Source organism: Bacillus cereus group sp. MYBK30-2 (assembly GCF_051915945.1).
Lineage (GTDB): Bacteria > Bacillota > Bacilli > Bacillales > Bacillaceae_G > Bacillus_A > Bacillus_A paramycoides.
On record NZ_JBQAFR010000002.1, the window covers coordinates 1289032 to 1302991 of the forward strand.

The window sequence follows — 13960 nt, forward strand, 5'->3', positions numbered from 1 at the left end:
TCGGCAAAAAGTGCAGGTAAAATTAAGCACATTAGATTTATCCATAATATTCTAATTTACGAGTGTTTTGCATATAGAAAAAAGCAACCTTTCATATAAGGCTGCAGTTTAAGCTTTATTTTTTCGATATTCATCTACACTATCCGTCACGCTTTGTAATAAAGAATTTACATACTGTGGGTCAGATAATTTTTTGTCTTCTTCTGGGTTTGACATAAATCCGAGTTCTAATAGTACTCCAGGCACTTTCGACCAATTAAATCCAGAAAGGTCATCCCGAAATTTAATTCCATTTACTTTCACCTGATGATTTTCCCTCATTTTATTTACAATTGTTTGAGAGATTTGAAGACTTTCGGCATAGATTTCTTTCGTATATTGATTTCCTTCTGCTGGCGTCAATACAGCAAATCCACTTTGATTTGGATTTTCAGAACCATCCGCGTGAAGACGTAAAAATAAATTCGCCTTATGATCATTCGCGAATGTCGCTCGTTCCTTATTACTTATATCAACCTCATGTGACGTTCTCGTCATCAATACTTGTATACCTTTTGCTTCCAGTTTTTCTTTCAATATAAAAGCCATTTCTAATACAAGAACTGATTCCCTCTTTTTCGTTACAATCCCTGTCGTTCCGTCTGTTACTTTATATTTTTGCGTAGTTGCTCCTGGGCCAATCGGTTCTAAATTTAAATTCGCTTTTTGTTGATGCCCTGGATCAATTACAACGAGAAACTTTCCTTGTTTCTCATTACTCTCTACTTTTTTCTCATTATTTTGTGCTGGGTGCTCAGTTTGCTGCGTAGGTAGGACTTCTTCTTTCTTTTCTTGGGCCGGCACTTCCTCCTGCCTAGGCTCTGCTTGTTCACTCGTTTGAATAGATTGTGGCTCTTCTTTCTTTTCTTCTTCCTGCTGCTTTTCTACCGGTGCGTCTTCCTTGTTATCTTTGCTTTTTTCTTGTACAGAAGATGTTGTTTCTTTTTGCAGTTGTTCTTGTGAACAACCTCCCATATATATTCCAATGACTGCAATAGCACACATTATTTTTATATACTTCATTTTTCTCCCCTATCACTTTGCACCGGACTCAAAGCATTTTCTTATAGATTTTTTATAACCTCATCCATATTCCCGATATGAATAGGTTGCCACGTTTCTGTACCGCGCTCTGCCGTATAAACTGGATAAGTATCCTCATCAACATTAACGAAAATAGGATCTCCCATATCCGTTTCATATCCAATAACAATCCATCCTTCTTGCCATTTTCCACTTTCTTTACTTATTAATGAATTTTTATGTTTATCATACCGATAACCAATTTGTCCTTCTTCTAATTCATTTTCACTAAATACATATACTTCATAAGACCCCAATTCAATATCTTGTTGTTTTGAAGTTTCAATTCGTTTCAGAAGTTCTGCTACTTTTAGTTGTTGTTTCATACGTCTATTCCCTTCTTTTTTCCTAAATTTTAACTATATTGTTCATAAAATACAATATAGATTTTAAGAAAAAAGTTACAAATAAAATAAGGATGTCCCATCAGTCGAATTTCCGACTAGGTGACATCCTTACTTTCTCTTATACCATCTTGAAATTATATTAACAATTTTCCAAATATATCTATCGTAACTTACAATATATCAACGATTCGACAAGGAATATCGAATTACAGACAAAAGTTCACAAAAACAATAAAAGAGAGGCTATCCCAAAAGGACACCCTCTCTTTTATTACATCAATTAAAACTTAAATTCTTGTCCAACTTCAAAGCTATCTTCTAATACAAGAATACCTTTTTCTTGTGGAGCGTCTGGAAGCTCTAACTCACGTGCAGAGCAAATCATTCCTGAAGAAGGAACACCACGAAGCTCAGCAGGTTTAATTAACATACCGCTTGGCATTACAGCACCGATTTTTGCAACAACAACTTTTTGTCCTGCATCAACGTTTGGTGCACCACATACGATTTGTAATGTTTCTGTGCCAATTTCTACTGTACAAATGTTTAATTTATCAGCATTTGGATGCTTTTCTTTTTCAGCTACATAACCTACAACAAATTTCGGCGTGAAATCTGCTTCTACTTTCTCATCAAAGCCGTTCTTCGCTAAAATTCCGTTAATTTTTTCAACAAATTCTTTCGTTAATGTAACGTTTCCTTTGTCTGTTACTTCTACATAAGAAGATGCATTAAAGATGTTAAAGCCTGCTGTTACATTGCTTTCACGGTCATAAACACGAGCAACATCTCCTTTGCGGTCAAATGTACGGTTTTCTAAAGTAATATCTTGTAAGGTAACAATTAAAGTGTCACCAATTCCTTCAAGGTTGTAAAAAACGTTCACTTCGTTCATCCTTTCTCTTTTCCATCTGTCTTCTTCCGATTCTTCGCTAAAATAAAGATTGGTTCGAAGTCTCCATCTTCATATACGAATGAAAGTGATGTAATCGGAACATGCCCTTCGGCAAAAAATTTCATTGTCATTTGTGCAATAATATCATAACCGATTTCGTTGACGATATCAGCAATAATTAATACATCTTGGTGAGGAACAGCAACAACCATATCACCAGAGATTTTTTCACGCATCGATTGTAGTAACGATTCGTTTAAAATACGACTCGCATCATACCCATCATTTGTGTTTAAAAAGTAGAATGTATTACCGGCTACTGTATCCTGTTTAAATTCATAACCTAATGAGCGAGCATTAAATAATGCCATTTCACGTACTTGTTGCTCTGTAAGTTCTAATTTTTTTAATAAACGCTCATCAATGAGTCGATACGTTTTATTAGAATCTAACGCATAGTAAATACGTGTTTCCGCCGTATGATCCGTCATAATAAACGGATTTCCTTCTTCTGCTTGTTTTGGGAAAGAAGTAGAGCGAATAACAGGTAAAATTTTTGCCGTGCTATTTTCTTCTTTATGCATTGCAATTAGCGCTTCTTGTACGTAATAAGCGACCTCTTCAATCGCTTTTTCTTTGTTCACTTCCCATTTTGCCACTACTCCTGGAAGTGATACGTTAATACCTTTTTTCGAGTTTTTTTGTTCAATACGAAGAACTTCTTTCTCGCTATCATAATGAAAATCCCATTCTGGTCGAGATAATTTCTTCATTAACTCGTCTTTCATCTTTTTACTTGTCATCTTCATCTCTTTTTCCTCCCTTCCAAAAAAATAACCTCCCCCGCGAAGGTAGAGGTTGTTTTTACAATTCAATTGGCTAATTGTCTTATTTTAAACCTTCAATAAACTCTTCGATTTGCTCTTGTGTTTTACGGTCTTTGTTTACATAGCGTCCAGTTTCTTCCCCTTTATTGTACGCTACAAAGCTCGGAATGCCAAATACGTCTAATTTCACGCATAGATCAATAAACTCGTCACGATCTACATAGTAAAATGAGAAATCGCTATACTTCTCTTCTACTTCTGGCATAAATGGATCAACGAAACGGCAATCTGGGCACCATTCTGCTGAGAACATGAAGACTACATTCTCTTCATTTTTTAATTCTTGGAATTGTTCCATGCTTTCTAATGATTTCATCTATATTTCCTCCTCTAACGAGTGCACTTTTTTCACACTATAATCTTTTCTTTATACTACCATACATCGCACACGGTGCAAGGTTTATGCTTGCTTTTCATCATACTTATATTGTCCAACTAGTAACTTAACAACGTGTACAAATAATTCCGTTCGGTCTACATAATCATCTGTAAAAATACCGATGGCACCTTCGTGACTACGAATATCTTTTCGCTGCACAAACTCTTCCATCACTTCACTTAGCTCTTTTCCTTCTTCTAGAGATGCTAAAAAATCATCTGGTAACTTAATACGTGCCCCGCCCGCAACAAATGTTTTACCGTCAATCGTCGCTAAGGCACCCCAGTTACACATAAATAACCCATGCTCCGTTTTCATAACGCCACCTTCGAGTCCAATACCGATATGAGCTTCACCTTCCTGCAGCGCTCGCTTCGCTCTATTAATCGCCCCTTGCATCGTTTCTTCATCTGAAAATGGCTGAGCTGATACTCCTGACGGAACAGAAAGGGACATAACCGTCACATCTGTCCAAACCTTCTCCACAGCCCCAACCTTCGTCTTATTCTTCGATCCAACTACCACTTTCATCTCAATCACCTCTATATAAATTCACACTCATATTCCTTCTACAATCAAGCTTTTCACTTTCACGCCTTCAAAACTTCGAGCCTCGAACATAAAAACAGGCTTACTCTCTCTTCATACCTAGGGTTTATACGTGGCGCGAGCACCTATTAGGCACTGACCGCTACCACTCATCGATGGGTCATTTATTCAACCCAAAAAAAGAAAGAACTTTTTCAAAATCATTCCCGGCCCCTAACATTAAAACAGGCTTACTCTCTCTTCATATCTGAGATTTATACATCGCTCGAGCACAAATTAAGCACTAACCGCTCCCTCACATCGATGGGTCATCTCTCCTACCTAAAAAAAGAAAGAGCTTTTAGCCCTTTCTTCTATGCGTTATTCTTAATCGTCTCTAATGTCGTTTTATCCGTCGCTCTCACAAGCTTCGTAATTAATTCCTTCGCAGCTGCATAATCATCAACATGCAAAATCGAAGCATGTGTATGAATATAGCGGGCACAAACACCAATTACTGCTGATGGGATACCGGAGTTACTTGTATGTACACGACCCGCATCTGTACCACCTTGTGAAATAAAGTATTGGTACGGAATATTATGAGTTTCTGCTGTATCTAAAATAAATTCACGCATTCCTCTATGCGTTACCATCGTGCGATCATAAATACGAAGAAGAGCTCCTTTTCCTAATTGACCGAACTGCGTCTTATCACCAGATGCGTCATTTGCTGGACTTGCATCAAGTGCATAGAAAATATCTGGTTGGATCATATTTGCAGCAGTTTGTGCTCCGCGAAGGCCTACTTCTTCTTGTACAGTAGCACCAGAGTATAATGTATTTGGTAATGTTTCATCTTTTAATTCTTTTAATAATTCGATTGCAAGGCCACATCCGTAACGGTTGTCCCAAGCTTTCGCCATAATTTTCTTCTCATTTGCCATCGGCGTAAACGGGCAGATTGGCACGATTTGCTGTCCTGGTTTTACACCAATTTCAATCGCATCTTCATAACTATCTGCACCTATATCAATTAACATATTTTTTATATCCATTGGTTTTGCACGTTGCGCATCACTTAATAAATGCGGAGGAATTGAACCAACAACCCCAACAACAGGACCATTCTTCGTCATAACTTGTACACGCTGAGCTAATAGTACTTGGCTCCACCAGCCACCTAACGTTTGAAAACGAAGCATCCCATTTTTCGTAATTTGCGTAACCATGAAGCCTACTTCATCCATATGACCTGCTACAAGAACGCGTGGTCCAGTTTCGTCCCCTTTTTTCAGACCAAATACGCTACCTAAACCATCTTGAACAATTTCATCCGCATATTTACTTAATTCTTGCTTCATAAAACGGCGTACATCATGTTCAAAACCTGACGCACCTTGTAATTCTGTTAACGTACGAAATAATTGTAATGTCTCTTTATTCACGAAGTCCCCTTCTTTCAAACCTTAGTAGAATACCTCTTTTATTGTAACGAAATTTTCGAAATGTTTCTAGTTTCTTCTTTTTTAGTTGCGTTTGCATTATAATTATTATTGGTACACTATTTTTATTTTATAGAATTGAGGTGAATATATGAGCTGGAAAGGTTTAGTAGCAGGTCTTGGCGTTGGATTCGCAGCTGGTTATTTCGTTGCAAACAAAGTACAAGAACAATCCCATATTTCTTCAGAAAAAGCATTGAAAATGGTGAAACAAGCATTAAGTCATAAAGGTGAAATTACTGGCTCTTGGGTACATATGGTTCCAGAGACGTTTGAAAAATACGATGTCGCGTATGAAGTTTATCGCGGTGGTCTTACAACAATGTTAGATGATATACAAGAACGATTTGAATTTTTAGTTGATGCTAAAACAGGTACTGTTTTAGAGGTTATAGCAGCATAAAAAAGAGGTTTCCCATTAGGTGAACCTCTTTTTTTCGAAAAAGGTACGATAGTAATTGAAATTATATCGGCGATTTTTCGAATATATCGATCGCAACTCCAAATATATCGGCGATTTTTAAAGTATATCGATTTACCGACAAAAGCTGACAATAATAGCGACCAATAATAAGAGGAGGCTGTTCCAACTGACATTTTGGACAACCTCCTCTTATTATGCTTCTATACTTGTTTTTCTCTCTATCTTTTCTACGATATGCCCTTCCTCATCCCACTTCACAGCGCGATAATATGCATCATGATAAAAAGTAAACCACGCCTCTTTTTCAGCACCATACTTCATCCACTTTTGCTTATGCTCTATTGATTTCATCGGATAATCATCGTATGCCATTACCCATAATACATTTTGATGTGCATGCGTTGGCAACAGGTCCGCTAAATGAAGCATCGCTTCTCCCTGGCTTTCAAGGGCGATAACGGCATGTCCATCACTATGACCACCCGTATGTGCCATCTTTATTTCATCCGTAATTTCTATTTCTTGCTGAAAGGTAACAACTTTATCTACGATTGGCTCCCAATTTTCCTTCCAATATGTATTACGCGATCTAATATTCGGATTTCTCATTTCATTCCACTCAGTTTCACTTACATAAATCGTTGCGTTCGGAAACGCCGGAACAAGATGATTTTCCTCCCATTTTGTTAAACCAGATGCATGATCAAAATGAAGGTGCGTCATTAAAACGTAATGAATATCCTCAGGCTTTAGTCCGAGCTTTTCTAAAGATTCATAAACCGATGATTCTTCTGTTACACCTTGATTTCGCTTCATTTTCTCATTCAATTTACCGTTCCCTATCCCTGAATCAATAAGCATGTTTCCTTCTTTCGTTTGCAAGAGTAACGGATCTGTTCGTAAATAAATATGATTTGTATCATTATGTTTATATTTGCGTGACCAAAGTACTTTCGGCACAACTCCAAACATTGCACCCCCATCTAAATGTGTATTCCCGCCTTTTAGCCATGTCACTTTTATATTTCCAATTTGTAACTGTTCCATCTTCCATCCCCCTTTTCCCTTTAATTTTAACACAAGATTCTGATTATTTTTCGTATAAAAAACCTATGCATTACTGCATAGGCTCCGTACGATATTTCGCTTCCACTCGGTAAATACGATGACCTTTACTAGAGAATTTCTCTTCGTACTCTGTCATAATGTTTCCTTCATAATCACTATTATGAAGATCTAGGCTAAGGTAAGTTAATAACATACCATACTCAGCCATGCTCATAAGAGAATATTCAAATAAACCTTGGTTATCAGTTTTGAAATGAATTTCTCCACCCTCTACTAACACTTCTTCGTAATTGCGTAAAAATGTTTTATATGTTAAACGACGCTTCGTATGACGATTCTTCGGCCATGGATCTGAGAAGTTTAAATAAACGCGGTCAATTTCACCTTTTGCAAAGAAAACTGTTAAGTCTTCAGCATCTTTATTAATTAACTTTAAGTTCGGTAATTCTTCTTCAATTAATTTATCAAGCGCATCTACAACAACACTTGTGAATTTTTCAATTCCGATATAGTTAATATGGGGATTTGCTTTTGCCATATCATACATAAAGCGGCCACGACCTGTACCTACTTCAATATGAATTGGTTGTTCATTTCCAAATACTTCTTTCCAGTTACCAGCTCGCTCCTCTGGATTTCCAATTACGATATGTGAATACTCATTAATTCGATCCATTGCATAAGGTTTATGTCTTAAACGCATAGATGTCTCCCTCTCTTTACAAAACTATTTTAAAGGAATGATTCCTTCTGTCTGTTTTAATCAATCTATCAAATAAAAAACCAAGTACGTACGAGCACTCGGTCCGTTTCTTTCAAGTATAAGATGTACCATTTTGATAAAAACTACATACAGCATTAAACGAAACTCCGATGTTTCGTTAGCCAATGATTAACTACTCCATGACGAGCAGCTTTTTCTCCTACATGTTCCAAAGAGAACAACAATCGAAAGGATGATCCGTTCATGCCAATTAATCAACAGCATCAATTAGAAGTGTTAAAAGATATTTTAATCAACCATCAAAGTGATTGCTGCGGGACAGTTTCTGAATGCGAGCAATTAGAGCGCCTCATTCAATCGTTACTCGCAAACGATAGTATAAGTAGTGACGCTAAAGCAATGCTAAACGATGTATATTCTTATAGTCAATCGGGTAAATCTTCCTCTAATTTGGACAACCATATTTCCAATAATCAAGAACAACTTACTCAGTGGATTGCTGGAATGGACAATTTTTCTTAATACTTTATTCTGAAGCAAGTAGTTGCTGTAAATATTGGTGCCAATATTTAGCTTCTGCTTGCTGCTTTTTTGTTGTGTGCCATTGAATAGATAAAATCGTTTGTGCTATAACATACCATCTCATACGCCTAAGCAATGATTCATCCAGTTCAACATCATAATATCCGAGCCACTCACTCCATTCATGGCGCGGAACATACCAATATAATAACATACCAAGGTCTAAAGCTGGGTCAGCAATCACAGCTCCATCCCAATCAATTAAAAACAATTCATCTTCATCCGACAATATCCAATTGTTATGGTTTACATCACAATGGCATACAACGAATTCATCGTACTCAATATCTTTTAATGACTCAGTTAAATATTGAAGACCTTGTTGAATTGTCTCATCGACTCTTATATCTCCTCTTAAAACAAGCTGTAATTGTTGTAATAACTCTTGTGCATGAAGCGGCTGCTTACCAAGCCGTTGAATCATCTGCACAAGTGCTTTAGAAGAGTGTATTTTCTTCAAAAGCTTCGCAACACGTTCTAGTTTCATATCCTCCGGCTCTAGCTTCTGTCCCGGAAGCCATTTTTGAGCGGAAATTACATCACCATTCGTTACCCTTCTTGTCCAAAGTAATTTTGGAACAATTCCTTCTGCTGACAATACCGCTAAAAAGGGCGATGTATTCCGCTTTAAAAATAACTTTTGTTGTCCGTTTTGCGCAATATATGCATCGCCCGTTACTCCACCAGCCGGTATAAGACTCCACTCTTTTCCTAATAATTGTTCCAACCATTCCATATTCATTACCCGTTAACAAATCCTTATCTTTTATAGTTATGAAAAGAAAAACCGCAACATTTCTACACATGTTGTGGGTTCATATATATTTTACTGTAGTTGAATGAAAAGAAAACTTGGCATAAGCCGAAAGTAGGACAAATCGCCTACTCTTCTAGTTTATTTTACAAAACCACTCGTAGAATGACAACTTCTCAAAATCGTCACCTTTGTCAATTCTACATTTATTACATTCTCATCGTCAAGTAGCGATTTGTCACATTATCGTCAATATATACGTGCTAGTTGGAGCCATTTGAAGTTCCTTTCCTCTAAATGAAGAAATTGGCTGTACTTTTGCTTGTTTTTCGTCTACTAACACATGCCACGTTTCTTCTTTAGGGAGTTGGACTATTTCAGGTTGCAAACTGCTATTGAATAAAACGATAATCTCTTTCCATGGCCCAAAAGATTCTACGTGTTGTAAATGGTATGCAAGGACTTCTGTGGATGTTTGTAAAAAAGTCATATACTTTTTTATGAGGTCAGCATTTTGTAATCGAAATGCCCCATGCTCCTTCCGAATCGCAATTAACCCTTTTATATAATTAACTGTCTCCATCTCTTTCTCTTTTTGATCCCAATCTAATCGATTAATTTCATCAGTGGCATTATAACTATTTTCATTTCCGTTCTTAGTACGATAAAATTCTTGCCCGGCATGCAAGAAGGGAATTCCTTGTGAAAGGATAACCATTGCGGTTGCTAAACGATGACGCTTTTTCAAAATTTCTTCTGATTCTTGATTACTACGCACTAGTTTATCCCACATCGTCATATTGTCATGACATTCTACATAATTGATACTTTGCACTGGCTCTAGAAACAACCCTGTTTCCTTCACACTTAAAAGACTACCACCTACTATATACTGCAAATGATTACAGTCTACATGCCCACCAAATGCAAAGCCGCGTTTATTTATATTAAAAGTACTTCCTTTTATCCCATCACGAAATTGATCATTGAACTGCGCGATATGCGGCATTTTATTTGCATTATTTAACGTAGCTTTTTCCTCAAGAGGAAGCGGTGTTTGTAAATCCCATCCTTCTCCTAATAACAGCGCATCACGCTTTATTTTTCGTACTTCTTTTTCTACCACATTCAGCGTTTCAACATCTAAAATTCCCATTAAATCAAATCGGAACCCATCAACATTGTATTCTGTAAGCCAATATAAAACAGACTCTATAATAAATTTCCTCATCATTCTCCGTTCAGATGCTATATCATTTCCAACTCCCGTCCCATTAGACGGCATACCATCCTTACCGTGCCTGAAATAATATCCTGGCACCAATTTTTCAAATGAAGATGTCTCTCTTTCATATACGTGGTTATATACAACATCTACAACAACTCGGATGCCGTGTGCATGAAATGTTTCAATAAGTTGTTTGCACTCTACTATCCTGTTATACGGATTAGAAAGGTCTGTAGCATAAAATCCTGTTGGAGCATTGTAATATAATGGATTGTAACCCCAATTATATGCGGAGGAAGGATTCGCCTCATCTATGCCACCGAAACAATATAAAGGCAATAGTTCAACATGTGTAACACCTAAATCTTTTATATGAGATAATCCCGTTAACGTTCCATTTCGTCCCGTCGTTCCCTCTTCCATCAACCCTGTATATGTCCCTTTTTTATGCACTCCACTACTTGGATGCATAGTAGCATCACGAATATTCAGTTCATACAATATGGCATCTGTCATTGACTGTAATGGTGGTAATTGTTCTCGTTTTGTTACATTTGTCTTTTCCAAATCGATAACAACGCCATATTTCCCATTTACAGTCACTGACTTTGCGTATGGATCTACCGCTTCATTCCATATTAAATTAATACAAACAAGAAATGTATATTGCGCTCCGTCTAAATCGCCTTGTAATGTCTGAATCCAAACTCCGTTTTCTTCCCTGTACATTTCATGATCGGTATATTCTTTATCACTTTTATAAATTCTTACTTTCGCAAGCCTCGCAGTTGGAGCCCACACTTTAAATGTTGTTGCTTCTTTTTGATACACAGCACCTAAATCTGTACCTTCGTAATAATACTTCTCATCGAAAATCGCTGTTCGAATCACAGCACCTATTTGTAAATCTGTTTCTTCGTTCCGTTCATCTCGTACTGTATAATACTTCCCCACATCTAGCGGCTCTTCTATAAAGCACTCATACTTCGTTGCATCCGGAAGTGCGATAGTATGAGCAATCGGTAAATCTTTCACATTGTTTCCTTCTTGTAAACGAAATGTCCGACTTGTTCCATACGCATGTGGGAGCAAAATTGTAATTTTATTCATTTCATCTAAATAAGCATCAAATGGACGTTTTACTTTCAACATAAAAAATCACCATCATCCTCAAAATTAAAATAAAGTGAAACCTTAATGAGGAAGGGATTCATCCCCCCACTCATTATTAGCCCCCACCAATTGGGCCTTTACGATCAGCAAATGATACGGCTTTTCTTATCAGTAAGACTCTATACAGTAACTCCATTATTCTCTATAGTATATTCACCTGTATAAAAAACGTTTTCATACATTCTATTTTTGTAATTTTATTTCAGCAATCGCTTTATACTTCGGTGTTTCCTTCACGTGAGATTCGTATAAAGTAATCGTATCCGCTCGAAATGATATTTCGGCCACTTCTTTTATATTTTCTAAGTCAAACTTTTCTTCTCCTACCCATTTACGGGCAACGGTAATGTGCGGATGATACGAACGTGTTTCTAAAGAAAACCCATTCCCTTCACAAATAGCATGCACTTGCTTTTGTAACTGAAACAAATCGTGATTCTCACTTACCTTCGCCCAAAAAATACGAGGCTCGTCTTCTCTGCCAAACGTTGAAAATCCTTGTAATGTGAAAGATAGTTCCTTTTTTTCTATAAGTGTTTGTAATCCATTCTTTATTCCTTCTAACTGTTCCTCTGTCGCACTCCCTAAAAAAGAAAGGGTAATATGATAGTCTTCCTTATGTACCCACGAGCGAAATGGTAATTCCTCCTTCATGTCCTCTTTATAATTAGAGAGCACTTCTTTTATATGATTTGGTAAAGTAATTGCGACAAAATAATGCGGCTCCATGTACATCTTCTCCTTCTTTATATTGTTGCTTTTCTTTCTTATCTCATTCAGCTAAAAAGAAGCCGCTCTCTAAATTAGAGAGCGGTCATAATTACAACATCCTTTATTTTGCTAATTCATAAATCGCTTGAGCATAAATTGCTGTTGCTTTTAATAAATCTTCAATTTCAATGTATTCGTCTTTTTGATGAGCAAGTTCTTCTTTTCCTGGGAATAACGGACCAAATGCAACCCCAGCTTTCAATGAACGAGCATAAGTACCACCACCAATCGCTAACAATTCGGCCTTTTCACCAGTTTGTTCTTCATACACGCGCTGTAAAGTACGAATTAATACATGATCTTTATCAACGTGATGTGGGCGAGAATTTGAATAATCCGCTACTTCAAATCCGTGATTATGGGCATACCCTTTTAACTTTTCAATCGTTTCTTCAAAGTTAGTCGTAACTGGATAGCGCACATTCAATCCTAAATTACCACCGTTTTCTTTCGTGTAAGAAAGACGGCCAACATTCACTGTTAGCGGGCCACTAATATCGTCTTTATAAGAAATACCAGCTTTTTCTCCAAGAATATCGCCTGTAAATGTTTCTGTTACAAACGATGCAAATGAAGTCGCTTTTCCATCAAGAGAAACTGTCGTTAAGAAGTTTGCCAATAACAAACCTGCATTTTCTCCCTTTTCTGGAGTAGATCCGTGAGCTGAAACTCCTTTAACTTGCAACGTTATCGTATTTCCTTCTACAATTGCTTTGCCTATTTTCTTAGCAGTTTGTAAATACTCTTCATATGCTACTGTAAGTGCATTTACATCTTCTCCTGTAATCACTGCTTCTGCAAAATCAGGAACCATATTTAAACGACGGCCTGACTCAAATGAAATAAGCTTATATGCGCCGTCTTTCTCTTCGCTACCATTTTGCACAACTTGTATATCAGAAATTCCTTTTTCGGCATTAATAATTGGAAAATCTGCATCCGGCGCAAAACCGATCGTTGGCATTTCTTCATTTTTAAAATAATGATCTACACACTTCCAATTACTTTCCTCATCTGTTCCTAAAATCATTCGAACACGTTTTGAAAGAGGCAATCCTAATTCTTTTACAATCTTCATTGCGTAATAAGCTGCCATCGTCGGCCCTTTATCATCAATTGCACCACGTGCAAAAATCTTCCCGTCGCGAATATCAGCACTATACGCAGGAGTTGTCCAGCCGTCTCCTTCTGGTACAACATCAACGTGACAAAGAATACCTACTAACTCTTCTCCTTGTCCCATTTCAAGATGGCCTGCATATCCTTCTAAATTTTTCGAAGCGAAACCTTCAGTTTCTCCTTTATGTAACATGAAAGATAAGGCTTTTTCTACACCTTCACCAAATGGTGCGCCCTCTTTCGCAGATTCTTCTTCCCATACACTTTTAATTTGTAAAAATTGTTGTGTATCACGAATTAAATCATCTTTTCGTTTTGTAACTTCTTCTGTCCAATTAATCGTTGACATCACGCATCCATCCTCCTTCTATATTCTCTCTTTTATCATAGCAAACCAAAATCTCTTATGCCATATACCGAAACCCAATAACGAACAATTGTAATATTTCTGATA

15 protein-coding genes are annotated in these 13960 nt (G+C 37.0%); 2 read left to right on the top strand and 13 right to left on the bottom strand.

Annotated elements, in window-relative coordinates:
• Positions 1-108: 108 nt before the first annotated feature.
• From ACTFQM_RS18295 to ACTFQM_RS18325, 7 genes are all read right to left on the bottom strand, one after another.
• Entirely contained in the window at positions 109-1062 is a 954-nt protein-coding gene (locus ACTFQM_RS18295) for an N-acetylmuramoyl-L-alanine amidase (RefSeq protein WP_400559013.1), read from the bottom strand.
• A gap of 41 nt (positions 1063-1103) precedes the next feature.
• Positions 1104-1448, bottom strand: coding sequence for a thiamine transporter (locus ACTFQM_RS18300; protein ID WP_242273219.1), 345 nt, complete (start codon positions 1446-1448; stop codon positions 1104-1106).
• A 301-nt stretch (positions 1449-1749) separates the two neighbouring features.
• Complete coding sequence (gene ytpR / locus ACTFQM_RS18305; RefSeq protein WP_440035521.1) at positions 1750-2364, bottom strand: YtpR family tRNA-binding protein; 615 nt, start codon at positions 2362-2364, stop codon at positions 1750-1752.
• Complete coding sequence (locus tag ACTFQM_RS18310; RefSeq protein WP_440035523.1) at positions 2361-3173, bottom strand: DUF1444 domain-containing protein; 813 nt, start codon at positions 3171-3173, stop codon at positions 2361-2363. The genes ytpR and ACTFQM_RS18310 overlap by 4 nt, the downstream gene beginning before the upstream one ends.
• A gap of 79 nt (positions 3174-3252) precedes the next feature.
• Positions 3253-3567, bottom strand: coding sequence for a thioredoxin family protein (locus ACTFQM_RS18315; protein WP_000838192.1), 315 nt, complete (start codon positions 3565-3567; stop codon positions 3253-3255).
• A gap of 84 nt (positions 3568-3651) precedes the next feature.
• On the bottom strand, positions 3652-4161 hold the full coding sequence (locus ACTFQM_RS18320; RefSeq protein WP_002173824.1) for a DUF84 family protein: 510 nt from the start codon (positions 4159-4161) through the stop codon (positions 3652-3654).
• 371 nt (positions 4162-4532) lie between these two features.
• The gene (locus ACTFQM_RS18325) at positions 4533-5606 is read right to left on the bottom strand and encodes a M42 family metallopeptidase (RefSeq protein ID WP_048528744.1); all 1074 of its coding nucleotides are present in this window, start codon (positions 5604-5606) and stop codon (positions 4533-4535) included.
• 148 nt (positions 5607-5754) lie between these two features.
• Here ACTFQM_RS18325 and ACTFQM_RS18330 point away from each other — a divergent pair, with 148 nt between their 5' ends.
• Positions 5755-6066, top strand: coding sequence for a PepSY domain-containing protein (locus ACTFQM_RS18330; RefSeq protein ID WP_000118537.1), 312 nt, complete (start codon positions 5755-5757; stop codon positions 6064-6066).
• Positions 6067-6279: 213 nt separating this feature from the next.
• Here the strand turns inward: ACTFQM_RS18330 and ACTFQM_RS18335 are convergent, their stop codons facing one another.
• On the bottom strand, positions 6280-7134 hold the full coding sequence (locus ACTFQM_RS18335; RefSeq protein WP_427287540.1) for a YtnP family quorum-quenching lactonase: 855 nt from the start codon (positions 7132-7134) through the stop codon (positions 6280-6282).
• A gap of 70 nt (positions 7135-7204) precedes the next feature.
• Positions 7205-7858, bottom strand: a complete 654-nt coding sequence (trmB, locus tag ACTFQM_RS18340) for a tRNA (guanosine(46)-N7)-methyltransferase TrmB (RefSeq protein WP_001239382.1) — start codon at positions 7856-7858, stop codon at positions 7205-7207.
• Between the two features lie 264 nt (positions 7859-8122).
• On the opposite strand from trmB, the gene ACTFQM_RS18345 reads away from it, so the two are divergent.
• Entirely contained in the window at positions 8123-8401 is a 279-nt protein-coding gene (locus tag ACTFQM_RS18345) for a YtzH-like family protein (protein ID WP_002112336.1), read from the top strand.
• 4 nt (positions 8402-8405) lie between these two features.
• On the opposite strand, the gene ACTFQM_RS18350 is transcribed toward ACTFQM_RS18345, so the two are convergent.
• From ACTFQM_RS18350 to pepV, 4 genes are all read right to left on the bottom strand, one after another.
• The gene (locus tag ACTFQM_RS18350; protein ID WP_002077574.1) at positions 8406-9203 is read right to left on the bottom strand and encodes a phosphotransferase family protein; all 798 of its coding nucleotides are present in this window, start codon (positions 9201-9203) and stop codon (positions 8406-8408) included.
• A 250-nt stretch (positions 9204-9453) separates the two neighbouring features.
• Complete coding sequence (pulA, locus tag ACTFQM_RS18355; protein ID WP_440035529.1) at positions 9454-11595, bottom strand: type I pullulanase; 2142 nt, start codon at positions 11593-11595, stop codon at positions 9454-9456.
• 204 nt (positions 11596-11799) lie between these two features.
• A complete protein-coding gene (thpR, locus tag ACTFQM_RS18360) occupies positions 11800-12345 on the bottom strand; it encodes an RNA 2',3'-cyclic phosphodiesterase (protein WP_002173829.1) in 546 nt (181 codons plus the stop codon).
• A gap of 103 nt (positions 12346-12448) precedes the next feature.
• Entirely contained in the window at positions 12449-13855 is a 1407-nt protein-coding gene (pepV, locus tag ACTFQM_RS18365) for a dipeptidase PepV (protein WP_265622063.1), read from the bottom strand.
• Between the last annotated feature and the right edge of the window lie 105 nt (positions 13856-13960).

Coding starts and splice junctions, on each gene's coding strand:
- ACTFQM_RS18295 (WP_400559013.1), bottom strand. CDS start 1,062: ATGAAGTATATAAAAATAATGTGTGCTATTGCAGTCATTGGAATATAT.
- ACTFQM_RS18300 (WP_242273219.1), bottom strand. CDS start 1,448: ATGAAACAACAACTAAAAGTAGCAGAACTTCTGAAACGAATTGAAACT.
- ytpR (WP_440035521.1), bottom strand. CDS start 2,364: ATGAACGAAGTGAACGTTTTTTACAACCTTGAAGGAATTGGTGACACT.
- ACTFQM_RS18310 (WP_440035523.1), bottom strand. CDS start 3,173: ATGAAGATGACAAGTAAAAAGATGAAAGACGAGTTAATGAAGAAATTA.
- ACTFQM_RS18315 (WP_000838192.1), bottom strand. CDS start 3,567: ATGAAATCATTAGAAAGCATGGAACAATTCCAAGAATTAAAAAATGAA.
- ACTFQM_RS18320 (WP_002173824.1), bottom strand. CDS start 4,161: ATGAAAGTGGTAGTTGGATCGAAGAATAAGACGAAGGTTGGGGCTGTG.
- ACTFQM_RS18330 (WP_000118537.1), top strand. CDS start 5,755: ATGAGCTGGAAAGGTTTAGTAGCAGGTCTTGGCGTTGGATTCGCAGCT.
- ACTFQM_RS18335 (WP_427287540.1), bottom strand. CDS start 7,134: ATGGAACAGTTACAAATTGGAAATATAAAAGTGACATGGCTAAAAGGC.
- trmB (WP_001239382.1), bottom strand. CDS start 7,858: ATGCGTTTAAGACATAAACCTTATGCAATGGATCGAATTAATGAGTAT.
- ACTFQM_RS18345 (WP_002112336.1), top strand. CDS start 8,123: ATGCCAATTAATCAACAGCATCAATTAGAAGTGTTAAAAGATATTTTA.
- ACTFQM_RS18350 (WP_002077574.1), bottom strand. CDS start 9,203: ATGAATATGGAATGGTTGGAACAATTATTAGGAAAAGAGTGGAGTCTT.
- pulA (WP_440035529.1), bottom strand. CDS start 11,595: ATGTTGAAAGTAAAACGTCCATTTGATGCTTATTTAGATGAAATGAAT.
- thpR (WP_002173829.1), bottom strand. CDS start 12,345: ATGGAGCCGCATTATTTTGTCGCAATTACTTTACCAAATCATATAAAA.
- pepV (WP_265622063.1), bottom strand. CDS start 13,855: ATGTCAACGATTAATTGGACAGAAGAAGTTACAAAACGAAAAGATGAT.